Source organism: Actinomadura macrotermitis (assembly GCF_009604375.1).
In the GTDB taxonomy this organism is placed as follows: Bacteria; Actinomycetota; Actinomycetes; order Streptosporangiales; family Streptosporangiaceae; genus Spirillospora; species Spirillospora macrotermitis.
This window is the reverse complement of sequence record NZ_WEGH01000001.1, coordinates 857,621-878,341: the sequence shown is the minus strand read 5'-3', so window position 1 is coordinate 878,341 and position 20,721 is coordinate 857,621. Positions and strand designations below refer to the sequence as shown.

The 20,721-nt window shown below is 74.8% G+C and carries 15 protein-coding genes; 10 read left to right on the top strand and 5 right to left on the bottom strand.

Features of this window, described 5'->3' with window-relative positions:
- Nucleotides 1-8: 8 nt before the first annotated feature.
- From ACRB68_RS04025 to ACRB68_RS04005, 5 genes are all read left to right on the top strand, one after another.
- Nucleotides 9-992, top strand: a complete 984-nt coding sequence (locus ACRB68_RS04025) for a hypothetical protein (protein WP_153530874.1) — start codon at nucleotides 9-11, stop codon at nucleotides 990-992.
- Between the two features lie 112 nt (nucleotides 993-1,104).
- The gene (locus tag ACRB68_RS40960) at nucleotides 1,105-2,103 is read left to right on the top strand and encodes an ABC transporter permease (protein ID WP_153530873.1); all 999 of its coding nucleotides are present in this window, start codon (nucleotides 1,105-1,107) and stop codon (nucleotides 2,101-2,103) included.
- Nucleotides 2,100-2,912, top strand: a complete 813-nt coding sequence (locus ACRB68_RS40955) for an ABC transporter permease (protein WP_328593725.1) — start codon at nucleotides 2,100-2,102, stop codon at nucleotides 2,910-2,912. Before ACRB68_RS40960 ends, ACRB68_RS40955 begins: the two co-directional genes overlap by 4 nt.
- Nucleotides 2,909-5,014: a dipeptide ABC transporter ATP-binding protein gene (locus ACRB68_RS04010; RefSeq protein WP_153530872.1), complete on the top strand. Its 2,106-nt coding sequence runs from the start codon at nucleotides 2,909-2,911 to the stop codon at nucleotides 5,012-5,014. Before ACRB68_RS40955 ends, ACRB68_RS04010 begins: the two co-directional genes overlap by 4 nt.
- Nucleotides 5,011-6,687, top strand: a complete 1,677-nt coding sequence (locus tag ACRB68_RS04005; RefSeq protein WP_153530871.1) for an ABC transporter family substrate-binding protein — start codon at nucleotides 5,011-5,013, stop codon at nucleotides 6,685-6,687. The genes ACRB68_RS04010 and ACRB68_RS04005 overlap by 4 nt, the downstream gene beginning before the upstream one ends.
- A gap of 6 nt (nucleotides 6,688-6,693) precedes the next feature.
- Here ACRB68_RS04005 and ACRB68_RS04000 read toward each other — a convergent pair whose 3' ends face one another.
- The 5 genes from ACRB68_RS04000 to aceB all read right to left on the bottom strand — a co-directional run bounded on the left by ACRB68_RS04000 (nucleotide 6,694) and on the right by aceB (nucleotide 13,174).
- Complete coding sequence (locus tag ACRB68_RS04000; RefSeq protein WP_153530870.1) at nucleotides 6,694-7,416, bottom strand: hypothetical protein; 723 nt, start codon at nucleotides 7,414-7,416, stop codon at nucleotides 6,694-6,696.
- A 157-nt stretch (nucleotides 7,417-7,573) separates the two neighbouring features.
- Complete coding sequence (locus tag ACRB68_RS03995; RefSeq protein WP_153530869.1) at nucleotides 7,574-8,863, bottom strand: (Fe-S)-binding protein; 1,290 nt, start codon at nucleotides 8,861-8,863, stop codon at nucleotides 7,574-7,576.
- Nucleotides 8,863-10,002: an FAD-binding oxidoreductase gene (locus tag ACRB68_RS03990; RefSeq protein WP_153530868.1), complete on the bottom strand. Its 1,140-nt coding sequence runs from the start codon at nucleotides 10,000-10,002 to the stop codon at nucleotides 8,863-8,865. The genes ACRB68_RS03995 and ACRB68_RS03990 overlap by 1 nt, the downstream gene beginning before the upstream one ends.
- Nucleotides 10,002-11,456, bottom strand: coding sequence for an FAD-linked oxidase C-terminal domain-containing protein (locus ACRB68_RS03985; RefSeq protein WP_153530867.1), 1,455 nt, complete (start codon nucleotides 11,454-11,456; stop codon nucleotides 10,002-10,004). Before ACRB68_RS03985 ends, ACRB68_RS03990 begins: the two co-directional genes overlap by 1 nt.
- 110 nt (nucleotides 11,457-11,566) lie before the next feature.
- Nucleotides 11,567-13,174, bottom strand: a complete 1,608-nt coding sequence (gene aceB / locus ACRB68_RS03980; protein WP_153530866.1) for a malate synthase A — start codon at nucleotides 13,172-13,174, stop codon at nucleotides 11,567-11,569.
- 268 nt (nucleotides 13,175-13,442) lie between these two features.
- Here aceB and hflX point away from each other — a divergent pair, with 268 nt between their 5' ends.
- The 5 genes from hflX to ACRB68_RS03955 all read left to right on the top strand — a co-directional run bounded on the left by hflX (nucleotide 13,443) and on the right by ACRB68_RS03955 (nucleotide 20,717).
- Nucleotides 13,443-14,873, top strand: coding sequence for a GTPase HflX (gene hflX / locus ACRB68_RS03975; protein WP_153530865.1), 1,431 nt, complete (start codon nucleotides 13,443-13,445; stop codon nucleotides 14,871-14,873).
- Nucleotides 14,874-15,363: 490 nt separating this feature from the next.
- Nucleotides 15,364-16,578 (top strand): imidazolonepropionase, encoded by a 1,215-nt coding sequence (hutI, locus tag ACRB68_RS03970; protein ID WP_153530864.1) that lies wholly within the window; start codon nucleotides 15,364-15,366, stop codon nucleotides 16,576-16,578.
- Nucleotides 16,579-16,625: 47 nt separating this feature from the next.
- The gene (locus ACRB68_RS03965) at nucleotides 16,626-17,474 is read left to right on the top strand and encodes a DegV family protein (protein ID WP_153530863.1); all 849 of its coding nucleotides are present in this window, start codon (nucleotides 16,626-16,628) and stop codon (nucleotides 17,472-17,474) included.
- 61 nt (nucleotides 17,475-17,535) lie between these two features.
- Nucleotides 17,536-18,219 (top strand): ComEA family DNA-binding protein, encoded by a 684-nt coding sequence (locus tag ACRB68_RS03960; protein ID WP_153530862.1) that lies wholly within the window; start codon nucleotides 17,536-17,538, stop codon nucleotides 18,217-18,219.
- A gap of 305 nt (nucleotides 18,220-18,524) precedes the next feature.
- Nucleotides 18,525-20,717: a ComEC/Rec2 family competence protein gene (locus tag ACRB68_RS03955; RefSeq protein WP_328593724.1), complete on the top strand. Its 2,193-nt coding sequence runs from the start codon at nucleotides 18,525-18,527 to the stop codon at nucleotides 20,715-20,717.
- The last annotated feature ends 4 nt before the right edge of the window (nucleotides 20,718-20,721 follow it).

Below are 20,721 nucleotides of genomic sequence, written 5' to 3'. Positions count from 1 at the left end.
GGCTCCCCATGTCGTCTCCGATCGCCGGGCGCGCGCTCGGCGTCGCCCTCGCCGCCACCGTCCTGCAGCTGGTCATGGTCGTCGCGTTCGCCTGGCCCGCCGCCCGCGTCGCCCCGCGCGACCTGCCGATCGTCGTCGCCGGGCCGCAGTCCGCCGCCGTCGCCGAGCGGCTCCAGCACGCCCGCCCCGGCGCGTTCGAGATCACGGCCAAGCCCGACGAGGTCGCCGCCCGCGCCGCCCTCACCGGCCGCTCCGCCTACGGCGCCATCGTCACCACCCCGGCCGGGCCGAAGGTCCTGGTCGCCTCCGCGGCCTCGCCGCTGACCGCCCAGCTGCTCGGCCAGGTGGCCCAGCAGATGGCGGGGGAGCGGCCCGCGCCCGTCCAGGACGTCGTCGCGGCCGACCCCGACGACCCGCGCGGCACCGGGTTCGGCGCCCTCGCGCTGCCGCTGGTCATGTCCGGCATCGCCGCCGCGGTGCTGCTGACCCTGCTCATCTCGTCCCTGGCCTGGCGGGCCGCGGGCGTCGGCGCCTTCGCCCTCCTCGGCGGGCTCGCCGTGCCCGCGATCGCGCAGGGCTGGCTGTCGCTGCTGCCCGGCTCCTACCCCCCCCTCGCTGGCGCCGTCGCGCTGACGATCCTGTCGGTCACCGGCAGCATCGTCGGGCTGGCCGCCGCGGTCGGCCGGCCCGGCATCGGCATCGGCGCGCTGACGTTCCTGCTGCTCGGCAACCCGCTGTCGGCCGCCACCTCGGCGCCCGAGCTGCTGCCCCAGCCCTGGGGCGCGATCGGCCAGGCCCTGCCGCCCGGCGCCGCCGCCACGCTGCTGCGCTCGGTCGCCTTCTTCGACGGCGCCCGCGCGGGCGGCCCGCTGCTCGTCCTCGGCCTCTGGATCGCCGGCGCCGCCGCCCTGCTCGGCGTGGGCCTCGTCCGGGGCCGGGGCCGGGCGAAGGGCGCCCCCGCCCCCGAGCGGGAGCCGGCGCTGGCCTCCTAGCCCCAACGTCACCGTTGGGTCACGTTGGGTTGCGAGTTTCCTCGTTCTCCCCGCGCGTACCGTGAATGCTCAATAGCATTCCGTGACCGGCTCGCGCGCGGGGAGGGGGAGGATGGCGAGTTTCCTGCTACGCCGTCTGGTGAACCACGCCGTCCTCGTCGTCGTCGCCGCCAGCCTCGCCTACCTGCTGGCGGCCGCCGCGCTGAAGCCCCGCGCCAACTTCGAGGACCGCACCCCCCGTCCGCCCGCGGCGGTCGTCGAGGCCGAGCTGACCCGGCTCAACCTCAACGACCGCACCCCGCTGGCGGACCGCTACCGCGTCTGGGCCACCGGCGTCCTGCACGGCGACTTCGGCCGCACCTGGCAGGGCTCCCCCGTCAACGACGAGCTGTGGCGGCGGCTGCAGGTGAGCCTGCGGCTGCTCGTGCTCGGCGCGGTCGCCGGGTTCGCGCTCGGCGTCCTGCTCGGCGCCTGGGCGGCGATGAAGCGGCACCGGATGCCCGACCGCCTCATCACCCTCGGCTCCTACCTGCTGCTGGCCGTCCCGGTGTTCGTGCTGGCGATGCTGCTGCAGACCGCCGCCAAGCAGGTCAACGACGTCACCGGCCTGCAGGTCTTCGAATGGGTCGGCGAGTCCAGCCCCGGCGCCGCCGACGGCACGTTCGGCGCGCTCGGCGGCCTCGGCGACCGCGTCCGCCACCTGCTGCTGCCGACCGCCACCATCGCGCTGGCCCAGCTCGCCCTCTACAGCCGCTACCAGCGCAGCATGATGCTCGACGTCCTGGACGCCGACTTCGTGCGCACCGCCCGCGCCAAGGGCCTCCGCCGCCGCGACGCGCTGTTGCGGCACGGCCTGCGCACCGCGCTGATCCCCATGTGCACCTACTTCGCCTACACCAGCGGGCTGCTGCTGCTCGGCGCCATGTTCACCGAGAAGGTCTTCGGCTGGCACGGCCTCGGCGAGTGGCTGATCGACTCCATCACCCGCGGCGACGCCAACGTCGTCGCCGCGGTCGACTGCTTCGCCGCCGTCGCGGTGCTGCTGGCCGGCCTGGTCTCCGACGTCCTGTACGGCGTGCTGGACCCGCGGGTACGGGTGGGCGCCCGGTGAACCGCCGCACCCGCGCCGGGCTCGCGCTGCTCGCGGCGCTGTTCCTGCTCGCCTTCGCCGGCCCGCTGCTGTCCCCGTGGGGCTGGGACGACACCGACTTCGCCGCGTTCCGCGCGCCGCCGTCGGCCGAGCACTGGTTCGGCACCACCCAGAGCGGCCACGACGTGTTCGCCCTCACCCTGCGCGGCATGCGGCGCTCGCTGCTCATCGGGCTGCTCGTCGCGGTCCTGTCGACGGGCCTGGCCGCCCTCGTCGGGACCGTCGCGGGCTTCTGCGGCGGCTGGCCCGACCGCGCGCTGACCTTCGGCGTCGACCTGCTGCTGGTGCTGCCGTCGTTCCTGGTCGTGGCGGTGCTGTCGCCGGTGCTGCCGGGCGGCTGGCCGATGCTGGTGCTGCTGCTCGCGGGGTTCATGTGGATGGTGACCGCGCGGATGGTGCGGGCCATGACGATCTCCCTGAAGGAGCGCGAGTACGTGCTGGCCGCCCGCTTCCTCGGGGTGAGCGCCCCGCGCGTCATCGCCCGGCACATCCTGCCGCACCTGGCGTCGCTGCTGGCCGTGGACGCCGCGCTGAACGTCAGCGTCGCGATCCTGGCCGAGAGCGGCCTGTCCTACTTCGGGTTCGGGGTGCGGCCGCCCGACACCTCGCTCGGCACCGTGGTCGCCGACGCGCGCGGCAGCACCACCGCCTACCCGTGGCTGTTCGGGTTCGCCGCCGGGCTGCTGGTGCTGATCGTGCTCGCGGTCAACCTGCTCGGCGACGGCCTGCGCGACGCCCTGGACCCGGCGACCCGGCGGACGATGCCATGACCGTGCCCGAGCCCGTGCCGCCCCCGGTGCTGCATCCCGCGGCCGAACCCGTGCTCGAACCCGCGGCCGAGCCCGTGCTGGAGATCGCCGACCTGCACGTCACCTACGCGCCCGGGGTGCGCGCGGTGCGCGGCGTCGGGTTCGCGGTGCGGCGCGGCGAGGTCCTCGGCGTCGTCGGCGAGTCCGGGTCGGGCAAGACCGCCCTCGCCCTCGCCACGCTCGGGCTGCTGCCCGAGAGCGCGCGGGTGCGCGGCTCGGTCCGGCTGCGCGGCCGCGAGCTGCTCGGCCGCTCCGACGCCGAGCTGTCGCGGGTGCGCGGCAAGGACCTGGCGATGGTGTTCCAGGACCCGTTGTCGGCCCTCACCCCGGTGCACCAGATCGGCGACCAGATCGCCGAGACGATCCGGGTGCACGCCGGCGCCACCCGCGGCGCCGCCCGCGCCCGCGCGGTGGAGCTGATGGAGCTGGTCGGCATCCCGGGCGCGGCCCGGGTCGCGCGCGGCTACCCGCACGAGCTGTCGGGCGGCATGCGCCAGCGCGTGATGATCGCGATGGCCATCGCCAACGACCCCCTGGCCATCGTCGCCGACGAGCCGACCACCGCGCTGGACGTCACCGTGCAGGAGCAGGTGCTGGAGGTGCTGCGGGTCGCCAAGGAGGCCACCGGCGCCGCCATCGTGCTGATCACCCACGACCTCGGCGTCGTCGCCGGGTTCGCCGACCGCGTCATGGTCATGTACGCGGGCCGCGCGGTGGAGTCCGGCCCGGTGGGCGAGGTGTACCGGCGGCCCCGGATGCCCTACACGATCGGGCTGATGCGGTCGCTGCCGCGGCTGGACGGCGGCGCGGCCCGGGCGCTGCCGATGGAGGGCGCGCCCGCCACGACCGGCTGCCCCTTCGCGCCGCGCTGCCCCGTCGTGCTGCCGGCCTGCGCGCGGGGCGAGCCGCCGCCCGCCCCGGTCGGCCCGGCGGGCCACGTGGCCGCCTGCGTCAACACCGCCGCCACCGAGCGGCAGGACAGGGTGTTCCCCGACCCCGAGCCGGTGCTGCGCTCACCGCGCCCGCCGCGGCACGAGCGGCCGCCCGTGCTGGAGGTGACGGGCCTGGTCAAGCACCACCCGCGCTACCGGGGCACGCTCTACAAGCGGCGCGTCGGCGCGGTCCGCGCCGTCGACGGCATCAGCCTGGACGTGCGCGCCGGGGAGACCCTCGGCCTGGTCGGGGAGTCGGGCTGCGGCAAGACCAGCGCGCTGATGGAGATCCTGCGCCTCGGCACGCCGCAGCAGGGCCGCATCACGGTGTTCGGGCAGGACACCGCCGCGCTCACCGCCGCCCGCCGCAAGGCGCTGCGCCGCGACCTGCAGGTGGTGTTCCAGGACCCGTTCGCCTCCCTCGACCCCCGGATGCGGGTGGCGGCGATCCTCACCGAACCGCTCACCACTCATGGCGTGCGCAAGGCGCTCATCCCCGGCCGGGTCCAGGAGCTGCTGAAACTGGTCGGGCTGGAGCCCGAGCATGCCTCGCGCTACCCCCAGGACCTGTCGGGCGGGCAGCGCCAGCGCGTCGGCATCGCCCGCGCGCTGGCGCTGGAGCCGCGCCTGCTGCTGCTGGACGAGCCCGTCGCGGCGCTGGACGTGTCCGTCCAGGCCGGGGTGACCGAGCTGCTGGAGGAACTGCAGGCCCGGATGGGCCTGGCCTACCTGTTCGTCGCGCACGACCTGGCGGTCGTCCGGCAGATCGCCGACCGGGTCGCGGTGATGTACCACGGCCGGATCGTGGAGATCGGTTCGGTCGACGCCGTGTACGAGGCGCCCGCCCACCCCTACACGCGCGCGCTGCTGGACGCCGTCCCCTACCCCGATCCCGAGCGCGAGCGCCGCCGCCGCCGGACCCCGCTGGCCGGCGACCCGCCCGACCCGTCCGCACCCCCCGAAGGCTGCCGGTTCCGGCCGCGCTGCCCCCGCCACGCCGGCCTGGACGGCGAGCAGCGGCGGCTGTGCGCCGAGATCGACCCGGTGCTGCGCGCCGCCCCCGGCGGCCAGGACCAGCGGGCGGCCTGCCACTACCCCCAAGGGGAGACCCCGTGGTGGAAGTCGCCATGAGAACAGGGCCGATCGTCATGGCGGCGGTGCTGGCCGTCGCCGCCGCCGCATGCTCGGGCGGCGGCGGGGACAGCCCGTCGGCCGCCGGCCGGCTGCCCGCCTCCGACGTCAACCCGACGGCCCGCGACCGCATCCACTCCGGCGGCACCCTGCGCTGGCCCCTCCCGGAGTTCCCCGCGCAGTGGAACTTCCACCAGATCAACGGCAGCAGGGGCGTCGTCGACGTGGTCGTGCGGGGGCTGCTGCCGTTCCTGATGCGCGCCGACGCCAGAGGCGTCCCGCACCCGGTGCCCGAATACGTGGTGTCGGCGGAGGTGACCCGCACCAAGCCCAGGCAGGTCGTCACCTACCGGCTCAACAAGCGCGCGCGCTGGTCGGACGGCCGGCCGATCGGATACCGCGACTTCGCCGCGCAGGCGCACGCCCTGTCAGGCCGCGACCCGCGCTTCCAGGTCGCCAACGTCACCGGCTACCGGCAGATCGCCCGGGTCGAGCGCGGCCGCGCCGGCGAGGTCAAGGTGACCTTCGACCGCCCCTACGCCGACTGGCGCAGCCTGTTCAGCCCGCTGTACCCCGCCACGACCTGCGACGACCCCGCCGCCTTCAACAACGGCTGGCTGAACCGGCTGCCGGTCACCGCCGGGCCGTTCCAGGCCGGGCGGATCGACCAGGTCGCCAAGACCGTCACGATCGACCGCGACCCCGGCTGGTGGGGGCGGCCCGCCAAGCTCGACCGGATCGTGTTCCGCGCGATGGACTCCAGCGCGGCGCCGGGCGCGTTCGCCAACGGCGAGGTCGACCTGATGGACATCGGCACCGACGCGGGCGCGCTGCGCCGCGCCGCGGGCGTGCCCGGCGCGGTGATCCACCGCGCCGGCGGCCCCGACTGGCGGCACCTCACCCTGAACGCCGCCGGGCCGGTCCTGTCGGACCCGCGGGTGCGGCGCGCGGTGATGCTCGGCATCGACCGGCGCGCCATCGCCCGCTCCGGCCTCGCCGACCTCGGCTGGCCGGTGCAGACCCTCGGCAACCACTTCTTCGTCAACACCCAGGAGGGGTACGCCGACAACTCCGGCGGGCTCGGCCGCTACGACCCGCAGGCCGCCGGGCGGCTGCTGGACGAGGCGGGCTGGCCGCGCCGCGGCCGGTACCGGGCCCGCGGCGGCCGCACGCTCGCGCTGCGGTTCGTCGTGCCGTCGGGGGTGCCCGGCAGCAAGCAGGAGGGCGAGCTGACCCGGGCGCTGCTGGAGCGCGTCGGGATCCGGGTCGACATCCGGCCGGTGCCGACCGACGACCTGTTCGACCGCTACATCACGCCGGGCGACTTCGACATCGTCGCGTTCTCCTGGCTCGGCACCGCGTTCCCGCTGTCGTCGCTGCGGTCGGTGTTCGCCAAGCCGCACGGCGACCGGATCCAGCAGAACTACGCGCGGACCGGGACCGCCGCGATCGACGACGCGATGGACCGCGCGATCGGCGCGCTCGACCCGGCCCGGGCCCGGCGGCTGACCAACGAGGCCGACCGGCTCGTCTGGCAGGAGGCGACCGTGCTGCCCCTCTACCAGCGGCCGCAGATCGTGGCGACCCGCGCGGGCCTGGCCAACCTCGGCGCGGGCGGCTTCTCCGAGCCCGCCTACCAGGACATCGGCTTCACCGGCGTGGACGTGCCCTAGCGCCCCTTAGGGGAAGTCGAGCCCGACGCCCTTGCGGTCGCTGGTGAAACGCACGTTCCACACGTACAGCTTGATGTCGCCGGCGTCCAGGCCGCTCTGCACCGGCAGGTCGGTGGCGATCCGGACCAGGTAGGACGCGCCCGCCGGGATCATGGTGTCGGCGTCCTGCCGGACGGGCGGCTTGGAGCCGCCGAGCCGCGCGAGGATCTGGCTGTGGTTCGGCAGCGTGCACATGCTGCCGGGGATGCCCGGCTGCGGCATGCAGCGGTCGCGGGCGGCCGCGGGCACCTGGGCGGCCGGCACGAACAGGTCGGCGGGGTAGTCCAGCAGCACCGGGCGCTTCTGGTTGTTGGTGAGCACGTAGTCGGCGTAGGCGAACGTGGCGCCCGCGGTGGTGGCCTTGCTGGTCTTCAGCGGGTGCGCGTCGACGCCCGCCTTGACCGCGGCCAGCCCGTAGCCGTACCCCTCGGGGGTGTTGAACGACAGCACCGGCCCGGACCTGGGGGAGGGGGTGGTGCCGGGGGCGCCCGGCGCGACGCTCGCGCCGTCCTGCCCGGCCAGCACCGGCGAGCCCTTGTCCTCCTTGCCGTCGGGGCGCATCACCACGATGGCCCCGGCCACCGCGGCGATCCCGACGGCGCCGGTGAGCGCGCCGACGAGGCCGAGCCGGCCGGCGTTGCCCTGCTTGCGCCGGCGGCGGCTTCCTGACGAACGGTGGCGGTTGGACATGGTGGTTCCCGTGCTCCCTCGGGCCATCCCAGGCTGGTACACGTGGCCGGTCGGCGATCGCGTCCCGGCTGGGGGGGACGACACAATACAGGACAACCGTATCCGTTGCGGCGGGGGTGGCCGGCTGCCCGAAAAGGATGATCAAGCTGGGCGGATGCTACGGAGCATCGGTGATCAGGGCCCCCCGGCCGAGGCCCCGCAGCGAGGCGTCCAGCACCTCGGCGGTGTGCGCGACGGCGATCTCGGCGCCCTGCCGGCGCAGCGCGGTGGCGATCTGCATGGCGCAGCCGGGGTTGGCCGCGACCAGCAGTTCGGCGCCCGTTCCGCGCACATGCCCGGCCTTGCGGTCGCCCAGCTCGCCCGCCGCCTCGGGCTGCAGCAGGTTGTAGACGCCGGCTGATCCGCAGCACACGTCGGGGTCGGTGATCTCCCGGACGGTCAGCCCGGGGATGCCCGCCAGCAGCGCGCGCGGCTGGCTGCGCACGCCCTGCGCGTGGGCGAGGTGGCAGGCGTCGTGGTAGGCGACGGTGACCGGAAGTGGCCGCCGTTCCGCGCGGGGCCCGAGTTCCACGAGGTACTCGGCCAGGTCGCGGGTCCTGGCCGACAGCGCCTCGGCCCGGCGCGCCCAGGCGGGGTCGCCGGCGAGCAGCGCGGCGTACTCCTTCATCGACGAGCCGCAGCCCGCCGCGTTGACCACGATGACGTCGACGGCCTCGAACGCCTCGATGGTGCGGCGGGCGAACTCCTTGGCCTCGTCCTCGCGTCCCGAGTGCAGCGACAGCGCGCCGCAGCAGCCCTGCGTGCGGGGGATGACCACGTCGCAGCCCTCCAGGGCCAGCACGCGGGCGGTCGCGGCGTTCACGCCGGGGAAGAACTCACGCTGCACGCAGCCGGTCAGCATCCCGACAGTGGCGCGGCGGCCGCCGCGTGCGGCGACCCGTTCGGGCAGCCGGGGCGCCTTGCCGAGGGGCGGCGCGAGCCGTTCCATGGCGGCGAGCGAGGGGGAGATGCGCTCCAGCAGACCGGTACGGCGCACCAGCTCGTCCAAGCGCGCGCGCTGGTAGAGGCGGAGCGGCCCGCGTAGGGCGCGCAGCCGACGCGGGTAGGGGAACAGCGCGAAAATCGCCTCACGGAGCGCGCGCTCCCGCAGCGGGCGCGGATGCTCGCTTTCCACCTCGGCCCGGGTGTGCTCGATCAGCCGGTCGTACTGGACGCCGGACGGGCAGGCCGTCACACACGCCATGCAGCCGAGACAGGCGTCGAAGTGCCCGACCATCGATTCCGACAGCGGGGCGCCCTCGGCGTGCTGCTGCATCAGGTGGATGCGGCCGCGCGGGGAGTCCATCTCCTCGCCCCACAGCACGTAGGTGGGGCAGGTCGGCAGGCAGAACCCGCAGTGCACGCAGTCGCCGAGCAGTTTGGGCAGTTCCTCGTCCGAGGCGCTCATCAGATCCCTCCAACGAAGCGGCCGGGGGACAGCCGGTGCTCCGGATCGAACTGGTCCTTGACGCGCCGCATCAGCGACAGCGCCGGAATCGGGCCCCACACGTCCACGGCGTCCCGGATCTGCGCGGGCGCGCTCCGGACCACCGCCCCGCCGATGCGGCGTAGTGCCACGAGGAGATCGGCGACCTGCGCAGGGGTGGTCTCCCCGGCGAGGCCGACGTATCCGTGTCCGCACGCCGACCAGGTGAGGTTCGGCGCCGCCCGCAGGAAGTCGGGGAGCGCGGTGGGTTTGCCGGTCACCTCGATCAGGACGGCGCCCTCGGGATAGCGGCCCCACCACTCCGGCGCGGCGTCGCCGACCCGGGCGCCCTGGCCGAGGAGCGGGAGGACCTGCGCGGCGCGGCCGGTGGCGCCTTCGAGCAGGACGCCGACGGCGATGCCGTCCGGGATCGTCGCGCACTCGACGGCGCTCGGGGCGGCGGGGGAGTGCAGCACCGCCTGCACGGCCTCGTGCGCCGCGTCGGCATCGGCGTAGACGGCGGTGAGGTACTCGCGGACGGCCGGGACGGGGTGCAGCCGGAAGGCGGCCTCCACGATCAGCCCGAGGGTGCCGAAGGAGCCGCTGAACAGCCGCCCGAGGTCGTATCCGGCGACGTTCTTGACGACCTTGCCGCCCGAGCGGGCGATCTCCCCGTCCGCGCGCACGATGGTGAGGCCGATGACCAGGTCGCGGGGCGTCCCGTACAGGTGGCGCAGCGGCCCGGCGGCGCCGGTGGCGATCGTCCCGCCGACCGTCGCGGCGGGCAGCGGGGCGTCCAGGGCGAGGCGCTGGCCGCTTTCGGCGAGCACCGCGGCGAGGCGGTCCATCCGCAGGCCGGCCTGCACCTTCACCACCAGGTCGCCGGCGGCGTGCTCGACCACACGGTCCAGGTTCCGGGTGTCGACGAACAGGTCGCGCCGGGACGGCGGCGGCCCCCAGCCGAGCCGGCCGCCGCCGCCGCGCGCGATCACCGCCAGGCCGTGCTCGGCGGCGACGCGCAGCACGGCCGCGGCCTCCTCGACCGACGCGGGCGCCGCCACCAGGGCGTCGCCGGACGCGGCGGGCCGCACATCGGCGCAGACCGCTTCCAGGGCCTTCATCAGAACAGGTCCGCCTTTCCCTGCTCGACCAGCGGATGCACGCCCTTGCGGACGCCGGGCACCTCGCCGCACAGCCGCGGCGTCGGGAAGATCTTGCCGGGGTTGCACAGCCCGGCCGGGTCGAAGCCGCACCGCACCATCTGCATGGTGTCCAGGTCGGCCGCGGTGAACATGCGCGGCATGTAGCGGGCCTTGTCCACGCCGACGCCGTGCTCGCCGGTGATCGACCCGCCGTGCTCGATGCACAGGTCCAGGATGGCGCCGGAGACCCCCTCGGCCCGCTCGGCGGCGCCCGGCTCGGCGTCGTCGAACAGCACCAGGGGGTGCAGGTTGCCGTCGCCGGCGTGGAAGACGTTGGCGACGCGCACGCCCGACTCGGCCGACAGCTCGTCGATGCGGGCGAGCACCCGGGGCAGGGAGGTGCGCGGGATGACGCCGTCCTGCACCAGGTAGGCGGGGCTGATCCGGCCGACGGCGGCGAACGCGGACTTGCGGCCCTTCCAGATCAGCGCGCGGGCGGCGTCGTCGGCGGCGACCCGGATCTCGAACGCGCCGGCCTCCTCGCACAGGGCCTTGACCTGCGCGAACTGGTGCTCGACCTCGGCCTGCGGGCCGTCCAGTTCCACGATCAGCACCGCGCCCGCGCCCGGCGGGTAGCCGCACGCCACCGACGCCTCGGCGGCCTCGATGGACAGCGCGTCCATCATCTCGATCGCGGCGGGCACCACCCCGGCCGCGATGATCGCCGACACCGCGGTGCCGCCGCCCTCGATGGAGCCGAACGCCGCCAGCAGCGTCTGCACGGTCTGCGGCACGCGGGTCAGCCGCACCGTGACCTTGGTGGCGATGCCGAGCGTGCCCTCGGCGCCGACGAACACCCCGAGCAGGTCGTAGCCGGGGCCGTCCGCGGACAGCTCCACCACCTCCCCGTCAGGGGTGACGACCTCGCAGGACAGCACGTGGTGCGCGGTGAAGCCGTACTTCAGGCAGTGCGCGCCGCCGGAGTTCTCCGCCACGTTCCCGCCGACCGAGCAGATCTGCTGGCTGGAGGGGTCGGGCGCGAAGTAGTAGCCGTGCGGGCGGACCGCCCGCGTCACGTCCAGGTTGATCACGCCGGGCTCGACCACCGCCCGCTGGTTCGCGATGTCGATCTCCAGGATGCGGCGCAGCCGGGAGGTGACGATCAGCACCCCGTCGGTGCGCGGCAGCGCCCCGCCCGACAGGCCGGTGCCCGAGCCGCGCGCCACGTAGGGCACGCCGGCCGCGACGCACGCCCGGACGATCTGCGCGATCTGCGCGCCGTCGTCCGGCAGCACGACGAGGGCGGGCCGGGCGCGGTGGTTGGTGAGCCCGTCGCACTCGTAGGTGCGCAGCCGGACGGGGTCGGTGATGACCGCGTCCGGGCCGAGCAGCACGGCGAGACGTTCCGCCAGGCGGGTCACTTTCTCGGTCATGTCACCACTTTTCCATGCCGGGGGGCTGGAACACAGGGACGCCGGCCGCCCGTTGCCCACGGGCGGCCGGCGCGCTGACCTGGGGTTACGCGGCCTGAGCGACGACCGTGCTACGGCATCGTCTCGTACGCCGGGGTGGTCAGGAACTCGGAGTACTCGTCGGCGAGCGTGACCTGCTTGAACAGCGCCACGGCCTGCTCGTAGCGGGGCTCGTTGTAGGCGTCGCCCAGCTCGGCGCGGATCTTGGCGAGCTCCTCGTCCAGCAGCTCGGCCACCCACTCCTTGGTGATCTTCTGCCCCTCCTTGGTGGAGACGCCGTTGTAGATCCACTGCCACACCTGGGACCGGGAGATCTCGGCGGTGGCGGCGTCCTCCATCAGGTTGTGGATGGCGACCGCGCCCGAGCCGTTCAGCCACGCGGCCAGGTAGCGCAGCGCGACGTCGATGTTGCCGCGCAGGCCCGCCTCGGTGATGTCGCCGGGGGTGGCGGCCACGTTCAGCAGGTCCGACGCCGCGACCTTGACGTCCTCGCGGAGGCGGTCGCGCTGGTTCGGCTTGTCGCCGAGCACGCCGTCGAAGACCTCGCGGCAGATCGGGACCAGGTCGGGGTGGGCGACCCAGGAGCCGTCGAAGCCGTCGCCGGACTCGCGGGTCTTGTCGGCCCGCACCTTCTCCAGTGCGACCTTGTTGACCTCGGCGTCCTTGCGGGAGGGGATGAAGGCCGCCATGCCGCCGATCGCGTGCGCGCCGCGCTTGTGGCAGGTGCGCACCAGCAGCTCGGTGTAGGCCCGCATGAACGGCGCGGTCATCGTGATCGCGTTGCGCTCGGGCAGGATGAACTCCTCGCCGCGGTCGCGGAACTTCTTGATGACCGAGAACAGGTAGTCCCAGCGGCCGGCGTTCAGGCCCGCGGAGTGGTCGCGCAGCTCGTAGAGGATCTCCTCCATCTCGAACGCGGCCGGGATCGTCTCGATCAGGACGGTGGCGCGGATGGTGCCGCGCGGGATCTCCAGCTCGTCCTGCGCCAGGTTGAAGGCGTCGTTCCACAGACGCGCCTCCAGGTGGCTCTCCATCTTCGGCAGGTAGAAGTAGGGGCCCTTGCCCTTGTCCAGCTGGCGGCGGGCGCAGTGGAACAGGTAGAGGCCGAAGTCGAACAGCGAGCCCGACATCGGCTCACCGTCGACCAGCAGGTGCTTCTCCTCCATGTGCCAGCCGCGCGGGCGCACGACGATCGTCGCCAGCTCCTCGTCGGCCTTCAGCGCGTAGGACTTGCCGGTCCGCTCGTCGGTGAAGTCGATGGTGCGGTCGAGGGCGTCGCGCAGGCTGAGCTGGCCCTCGATCATGTTGTTCCACAGCGGGGTGTTGGCGTCCTCGAAGTCGGCCAGCCAGACCTTGGCGCCCGAGTTGAGGGCGTTGATGGTCATCTTGCGGTCGGTCGGGCCGGTGATCTCGACGCGGCGGTCCTCCAAGCCGCGGCCGGCCTCGGCCACCCGCCAGGAGTCGTCGGCGCGGACGCCGGCGGTCTCGGGCAGGAAGTCCAGCGTGCCGCCGGCCGACAGGCGCTGCTGGCGCTCCTCGCGCGCCTTCAGCAGCTCCTTGCGGCGGCCGCCGAACTCGCGCTGCAGGGAGGCCAGCAGGCTCAGCGCCTCAGGGGTCAGGATCTCGTCGTACCGCTCGTTGAGAGGACCGGTGATCTCGATGCCTTCGAGTGCAGCCATCTGGCCCGCCCTTTCGTATCGTGAAATTCCACTTCTGTTACGTGGAGACGCTACTCGCCGGTACTGACCCGGGTCAAAGCGGGGTCCGGTGGTCTCGGCCACCCCGCGGACCCCGTCCCGGACGTCCGCCGCCCTGGTCATGAGGGGTGGGCCGTCTCCTTCCGGGCATGCCCCGGCGCGCGGGTGATAATCGAATGACCCCAGGTCGTGCGCGTGAGACGATCGCCCGGGAAGACAGAGCCGCGCTGCGGCGTTCTACAGAGGACATATGACTCAATCTTTCTCTGAAGACCACACCACGGACCGCTACGAGGCCGAGCCGCTCACCGGGGAGCTCGATCTCGAGGACCGCCGCGCACTACGCCGCGTCGCGGGGCTGTCCACCGAACTGACCGACGTCACCGAGGTCGAGTACCGCGCGCTGCGGCTCGAGCGGGTCGTCCTGGTCGGCGTCTGGACCGAGGGCACGGCCGAGATGGCCGACAACTCGCTGCGCGAGCTGGCCCTGCTCGCCGAGACCGCCGGCTCGGAGGTGCTGGAGGGGCTCACCCAGCGCCGCAGCCGCCCCGACCCGGCCACCTACATCGGCTCGGGCAAGGCCGAGGAGCTGCGCGACGTCGTCATCTCCACCGGCGCCGACACCGTCATCTGCGACGGCGAGCTGGCCCCCGGCCAGCTGCGGCACCTGGAGGAGATCGTCAAGGTCAAGGTCATCGACCGGACCGCGCTGATCCTGGACATCTTCGCCCAGCACGCCAAGAGCCGCGAGGGCAAGGCCCAGGTCGAGCTGGCCCAGCTCAACTACCTGCTGCCGCGGCTGCGCGGCTGGGGCGGCAACCTGTCGCGCCAGGTCGGCGGCCGGGCCGCGGGCGGCGTCGGCATCGGCGGCCGCGGCCCCGGTGAGACCAAGATCGAACTGGACCGGCGCCGGATCCGCACCCGGATGGCCAAGCTGCGCCGGCAGATCGCCGAGATGTCCAAGGCCCGCACCACCTCGCGCGGCGAGCGCCGCCGCAACGAGGTCCCGGCCGTGGCCATCGCCGGCTACACCAACGCCGGCAAGTCCTCGCTGCTGAACCGGCTCACCGGCGCCGGCGTCCTGGTGGAGAACGCGCTGTTCGCCACGCTGGACCCGACCGTGCGGCGGGCCGAGACGCCGAGCGGCCGCGCCTACACCCTGGCCGACACCGTCGGGTTCGTCCGGCACCTGCCGCACCAGCTGGTGGAGGCGTTCCGCTCCACCCTGGAGGAGGTCACCGACGCCGGCCTGGTGCTGCACGTGGTGGACGCCTCCGACCCCGACCCCGAGGCGCAGCTGGCCGCCGTCCGCGAGGTGTTCCGCGAGATCGGCGCCGACAGGCTGCCCGAGCTGGTGGTCATCAACAAGGCCGACGCGGCCGACGACCTGACCCTCGCCCGGCTGCAGCGGCGCGAGCCGAACAGCGTGGTGGTGTCGGCGAAGACCGGCGCCGGCATCGACGGGCTGCGCGCGGCGATCGAGGAGCGGCTGCCGGGCCTGGAGCGCGAGATGCGCGTGCTGCTGCCCTACGGGCGCGGCGACCTGGTCACCCGCGTGCACGAGCGCGGCGAGGTCCTGGAGCAGGAGCACGTCGCGGCGGGCACGGTGCTGCGCGCGCGCGTCCCGGTGGACCTGGTGGACGAGCTGGAGACCTTCGAGGATCTGGCCCGCACGCACTGACCTCCCGGGCCGGGGCGGCGCGCCCCGGCCCGGAGGCGGTCGCCGAACGGTGACAGCTTTTCGATTCCGCTTGACGGGACGCCCGGATTCCGTACGGTCGTATCACCAAGGGGCGGGTGATGACTGTCGATGTTCAGCGAGCGGATATTCACCGGATATCGGGAGAACTGCGGTCTTTGTCGGATTGACGGGCTGCGATGACCTGGGTGAACGTGCATATGCGCGTGCATCGGCATGCCCTTCCGGTGGGAACCTTTCCGCCGGCCCCCGCGTTCCCCCGCCAGAGGTTGTCGGGCGGGCCTTCAGTGCACTACCGTGACGAAACCGATATCTCCGGTCTCGTTGCTCGTGGTGGTCATCCGGCCACCCGTCCCCCCAGCGGAGAGCCGCCGGCACCCAGTCGGCGTCCCGGTTCGAGAGCAGGTGGCCCCCTCCATGGCGTCCGGTACAGCGCCGTACGGCGCATTGCCCCTTCCCGGTCGGTGACCCTATGACGGTACGGCTGTTGACGAACATCGGCAGGCTCTGGACGGGCACCGACGTCTGCAGCAACGCCGCCGTCCTCATCCACGACGACCGGATCGTCTGGGCGGGCCCGGCGTCGGACCTGCCGCAGAGCGTCCCCGGCATCATCGACGACATCGTCGACGTCGACCACGTGGAGAACCTCGGCGGCGGCCTGGTCACCCCCGGGCTCATCGACGCCCACTCCCACCCCGTCTACGCGGGCAACCGCTGGGCCGAGCTCGCCATGCGCACCAGCGGCTCGTCCCACTCGGCCATCACCGCGGCGGGCGGCGGCGTCAACTCCACCGTCACCGTGACCCGCGGCACCGACCCCTGGACGCTGTGCAACGGCGTCCGCGAGCGGCTGCGGCAGTGGATCCTGGCCGGCACCACCACCGTGGAGGCCAAGACCGGCTACCACCTGACCCGCGACGGCGAGCTCGCCGACATCCGGATGCTGCGCTCGCTGGAGGGCGAGCCGTCGATGCCGCGCATCCACGCCACCTTCCTGGCCGCGCACATCCTGCCGCCGGAGTTCTTCGGCCGCCGCCGCGACTACATCGAGGCCGTCCGCCTGTGGGCCGGCGACGCCGCCGCCGCGGGCGCCGACTCCATCGACGTCTACTGCGACGAGGGCCACTTCACCGCCGAGGAGGCCCGCGTCCTGCTGCTCACCGGCAAGCGCGCCGGGCTGAAGGCGCGCATGCACGCCTGCGCCAACGAGCGCATCGGCGCGGCCCAGGTCGCCGCCGAGGTCGGCTGCGCCTCGGCCGACCTGCTCACCCAGGCCAACGACGACGACATCAAGGCCCTCGCGCACGCCGGCGTCACCGCCACGGTCTGCCCCGGCAGCGCGCTGAACAGCTCCCGGCCGCCCGCCCCGGTCCGCTCCATGCTGGAGCGCGGCGTGACCGTCGCGCTCGGCACCGACCACAACCCCGGCCAGTGCGGCATCACCTCGATGCCGCTGGTCATCGGCCTGGCGGTGGCGATGTACGGACTGTCGGTCACCGAGGCCCTGCGCGCGGCCACCCTCGGCGGCGCCGCCGCGCTGCGCGTCGGCGACCGCGGCTCGCTGGCGCCGGGCATGCGCGCCGACATCGTCCTGTGGGACGCCGACCACGAGGGCGCGTTCGCCTGGGCGTTCGGGCTGCGGGCCCTGCGCGTCTGGCGCGGCGGCGTGCCCGTCCAGCCCTGACCCCGCACCGTCCCGGCGCGACCGACAGCGAGGAGCACCCTCCCCCCATGGCCAGTGCGGTCGCCGTCGTCACCGATTCCACCGCCTACCTGCCGCCGGGTCTCGCCGAACGCCACGGGGTGACGGTCGTCCCGCTGCAGATCATGATCGGCGGGACGGTCCGCGACGAGGGGGCCACCACCGCCGCCGAGACCGCCGCGGCCCTCAAGGAGTGGCGCCCGGTCACCACCTCCCGGCCGGCGCCCGAGCGGTTCGCCGCGGCCTACGCCGCGGCCGCCGCCGCGGGCGCGTCCGCGATCGTCTCGGTGCACCTGTCGGCCGAGATGTCGGGCACCGCCCAGGCGGCGCGGCTGGCCGCCGGATCGGCGCCGGTGCCGGTGCACATCGTCGACTCGGGGACGATCGGCCTCGGTCTCGGCTTCGCCGCCCTGTCCGCGGCCGCCGCCGCGCTCGCCGGCGGCACCGCCGAGGAGGCCGTCGCCGCCGCGAACCGGCGCGCCGACGAGTCGCGCTCGCTGTTCTACGTCGACACCCTGGAGCACCTGCGGCGCGGCGGCCGCATCGGCGCCGCGGCGACCCTGCTCGGCTCGGCCCTGATGGTCAAGCCGCTGCTCGGCATCGCCGACGGCAAGATCACCCCGCTGGAGAAGGTGCGCACCTCCTCCCGGGCCCTGGCCCGCCTGGAGGAGCTCGCGGTCGCCGAGGCCGGCACCCGCCGGGTGGACCTGGGGGTCCAGCACCTGGCGGCGGCGTCGCGCGCCGAGGCCCTGGCGGCCCGGCTGCGCGAACGCATCCCGGACGTCGAGGACGTCTACGTCGGCGAGGTCGGCCCCGTCATCGGCGCCCACGTCGGCCCGGGCATGATCGGCGTGGTCGTCGCACCCCAGCTCGGCTGAGTTATCCACAGTTCCGCGCACCCCTACCGCCCCCCGCGCCCCGCTCCCTACCGTCGGTGACATGAAGCTCACCGACCGGCTGCGCCAGCCGGCCACCTTCGGCGCCCCGCCCTCGGTCCGCCTGCGCTCGGGCCCCGAACCGCCGGGCAGGGAACGCCCGCCGAGCATCCGCGCCCTGGTGGCCGTGGCACTGGTCGCGGTCGTCGCCGGGGCGGCCTACCTGTGGCAGGCCCGCCCCCGCCCCGAACCCGTGCCCGCCGCCCCGGTCCGGCTCTCGGCCTCCGACACCGCGCCGTCCGCCGCCCCGTCCCCGGGCGGCACGCTCCTGGTCCACGTCCTCGGCAAGGTCAGGCGCCCGGGCGTGATCACCCTCCCGGCGGGCTCCCGCGTCACCGACGCCATCAAGGCGGCCGGCGGAGTGCGCCCGCACGCCGGTACCGGCGAGCTGAACCTGGCCCGCAGGCTGGTGGACGGCGAGCAGATCCCGGTCGGCGTCGCGGGAGCCCAGGGCCCGCCGCCCACCGCCCCCGGCTCGCCGGCGGCGCCCGGCGGAACACCCGTGGACCTCAACACGGCCACCCTGGAGCAACTGGACCAGCTGCCGGGCGTCGGCCCCGTCCTCGCCCAGCGCATCCTCGACCACCGCACCCAGCACGGCGCGTTCCGCTCGGTCGACCAGCTCCAGGAGGTCACCGGCATCGGCGCTCGCCGCCTGGCCGACCTGAAACCTCTGCTCCGCGTATGAACACCGTCCCGGAAAAGGAGCGCCCACCCCACGACCTGCGCCTGGTCCCGTCCGCCCTGGCGGTATGGCTGTCGGCCGTCCTGACCCTGGGCACCCCGCCGACCGTCACCTACTTCCTGTCAGCCGTCCTGGCCCTCATGGCCGCGGTACTCCTTCTACCTCGCCGCCGAGCCTCTGGCCACACTCGAAGAGCTCGCACTGCGGAACCCCTCCGCCCTACCCGAGCCCCCGGAACCCCGCGGGGGATCCACGACGTGGAAGGACTCGGGGGACGTGATGTGCGGGGAGGCGGGAGTGGCCGGGGGGTGGTGCAGCGGGTTCGGACGATCGTGCGGCGGTGGGAGGTGGAGCGGGTTCTCGGGGGTGGGGCGGCGGGGCGGGTGGTGGTGGGGGTGGCGCTGGCGTGTGCGGCCGCGTCGGCGGGCGGGACCGGGCTGCGGATGTCGGCCGTGGGGAACGGGCCCGTCCGGGAATTGGCGCGGCACAGCGGGCGGGCCGTCGCCGAGGCGGTGGTGACCGGGGACCCGCAGGTGCGGCGCGGGGGCGGGCGGCCGATGGTCATCGTCCGGGCGCGGGCGGTGCTGGTGACCGAGCACGGGCGGCGGATCCGGGTGCGGGTGCCGGTGCTGCTGATCGCGGCCGACCCGCGGTGGGGCGACCTGGTCCCCAGCCGGCGGGTGCGGTTCAGCGGACGGTTCGAGGCGCCGCGCGGCGCCGGGTTGCTGGGGGCGGTCGTGCTGGTGCGCGGGCCGCCGGCCGTGCTCGGGCCGCCGTCGGCGGTGCAGCGGGCCGCCGGGCGGGTGCGGTCCCGGCTGCGGCAGGCGGTCCGGCACCTGCCGCCGGCACAGCGGGGGGTGCTGCCCGGCATGGTCGTCGGGGACACCTCGCGGCTGGACCCGGACCTGGCCGAGGACTTCCGCGTCGCGGGCCTCACCCATCTGCTCGTGGTGTCGGGCGCCAACCTGGCGATCGTCATCGGGGCGGTGCTCGGCCTGTGCCGGTGCGCCGGGCTGGGCCGGCGGTACGCGCCGCCGCTCGCGGCCGTCGCGGTGCTGGTGTTCGTCGTCATCGCGCGGCCCGAGCCCAGCGTGCTGCGGGCCACGGTGATGGGGATGATCGGGCTGCTGGCGTTCTTCAGCGGGCGGCCCCGGCAGGGCGTGCCCGCACTCGGCGCCGCCGTCCTGCTGCTGGTGCTGATCGACCCGGCGCTGGCGCGCTCCTACGGGTTCGCGCTGTCGGTGCTGGCCACCGCCGGGCTGCTGCTGCTCGCGCCGCCGTGGCGCGATCGCCTGCGCCGCCGGATGCCGGGGCCCCTCGCGGACGCGCTGGCGGTCGCGGCGGCGGCGCAGGTCGCGGTCGCGCCGGTCCTGGTGATGCTGTCGGGTGAGATCGGCGTCGTCTCCGTCGTCGCCAACCTGCTCGCGGCCCCGGCGGTGCCGCCCGCGACGCTGCTCGGCGCGCTCGGCGCGGTGACCGCCCCGGTGTGGCCGCCCGCCGCCGAGGTCGTCGTGTGGCCCGCCGGGCTCGCCGTGGGCTGGATCGTCTGGGTGGCCCGCACCGCCGCCGCGCTCCCGTACGCCACCGTCCCGTGGCGCCAAGGCGGGCTGGGCGCGCTCGGCCTGCTGGCGGCGGGCGGCGTGGCCGTGCTGGTCCTGCGGTCCCGGCGGCTCCGCCTGCTCGCCGCCGCCGCGCTGGCCGGGGTGTTCGCGGCGGTCGTGGCGCTGCGGGCCGTCGCGCCGGGCTGGCCGCCGCCCGGCTGGCTCATGGTCGCCTGCGACGTGGGGCAGGGCGACGCGCTCGCCCTGGCGGCCGGTCCCGGCCGGGCGGTGGTCGTGGACGCGGGCCCGGACCCGCGGCCGGTCGACGCCTGCCTGCACCGCCTCGGCGTCCGCGACGTCCCGCTGCTCGTGCTCACCCACCCGCACGCCGACCACATCGACGGCGTCCCGGGCGTCCGGCGGGGCTGCACGGTGCGCATGGTGCTGACCACCCCGCGCGGCCCCGGCCGCGAGACGCGCTTCACCGGCGGCCTGACCACCGGGTTCGCCCAGGCCGGTGCGCGATGGAGCGTGGGCGACCTCTCCCTGAGCGTGCTGGGGCCGCCGCCGTCGGGCGCTCGCCTCACCCCGGCCGACGACGGGACCACCATCAACAACGCCAGCGTGGTGCTGGTGGCCCGCCGCCCCGGCTTCAGCGCGCTCCTCGCGGGCGACGCCGAAGAGGAGGCGCAGCGCTCCCTGGCGGACGGCGTGCCGCCCGTCCAGGTCCTGAAGGTGCCGCACCACGGTTCCCGCAGCCAGGACCGGGGCTTCCTGGCCGCCGCGCACGCGGCGATCTCGATCGTCTCGGTGGGCCGCGACAACGACTACGGCCACCCGTCCCGCTCCACCCTGGACCTGCTGGAACGGATCGGGACCCGGGTCCACCGCACCGACCGGGAGGGCGACATCGCCGTCGTCCGCACGAGAGGAGGCCTGGCGGTCGTCTCCCGGCACTGAGGCC

Coding starts and splice junctions, on each gene's coding strand:
- hflX (WP_153530865.1), top strand. CDS start 13,443: ATGACTCAATCTTTCTCTGAAGACCACACCACGGACCGCTACGAGGCC.
- ACRB68_RS04005 (WP_153530871.1), top strand. CDS start 5,011: ATGAGAACAGGGCCGATCGTCATGGCGGCGGTGCTGGCCGTCGCCGCC.
- ACRB68_RS03965 (WP_153530863.1), top strand. CDS start 16,626: ATGGCCAGTGCGGTCGCCGTCGTCACCGATTCCACCGCCTACCTGCCG.
- hutI (WP_153530864.1), top strand. CDS start 15,364: ATGACGGTACGGCTGTTGACGAACATCGGCAGGCTCTGGACGGGCACC.
- ACRB68_RS04010 (WP_153530872.1), top strand. CDS start 2,909: ATGACCGTGCCCGAGCCCGTGCCGCCCCCGGTGCTGCATCCCGCGGCC.
- ACRB68_RS03995 (WP_153530869.1), bottom strand. CDS start 8,863: ATGAGCGCCTCGGACGAGGAACTGCCCAAACTGCTCGGCGACTGCGTG.
- ACRB68_RS04000 (WP_153530870.1), bottom strand. CDS start 7,416: ATGTCCAACCGCCACCGTTCGTCAGGAAGCCGCCGCCGGCGCAAGCAG.
- aceB (WP_153530866.1), bottom strand. CDS start 13,174: ATGGCTGCACTCGAAGGCATCGAGATCACCGGTCCTCTCAACGAGCGG.
- ACRB68_RS40960 (WP_153530873.1), top strand. CDS start 1,105: ATGGCGAGTTTCCTGCTACGCCGTCTGGTGAACCACGCCGTCCTCGTC.
- ACRB68_RS03985 (WP_153530867.1), bottom strand. CDS start 11,456: ATGACCGAGAAAGTGACCCGCCTGGCGGAACGTCTCGCCGTGCTGCTC.
- ACRB68_RS03960 (WP_153530862.1), top strand. CDS start 17,536: ATGAAGCTCACCGACCGGCTGCGCCAGCCGGCCACCTTCGGCGCCCCG.
- ACRB68_RS04025 (WP_153530874.1), top strand. CDS start 9: ATGTCGTCTCCGATCGCCGGGCGCGCGCTCGGCGTCGCCCTCGCCGCC.
- ACRB68_RS03990 (WP_153530868.1), bottom strand. CDS start 10,002: ATGAAGGCCCTGGAAGCGGTCTGCGCCGATGTGCGGCCCGCCGCGTCC.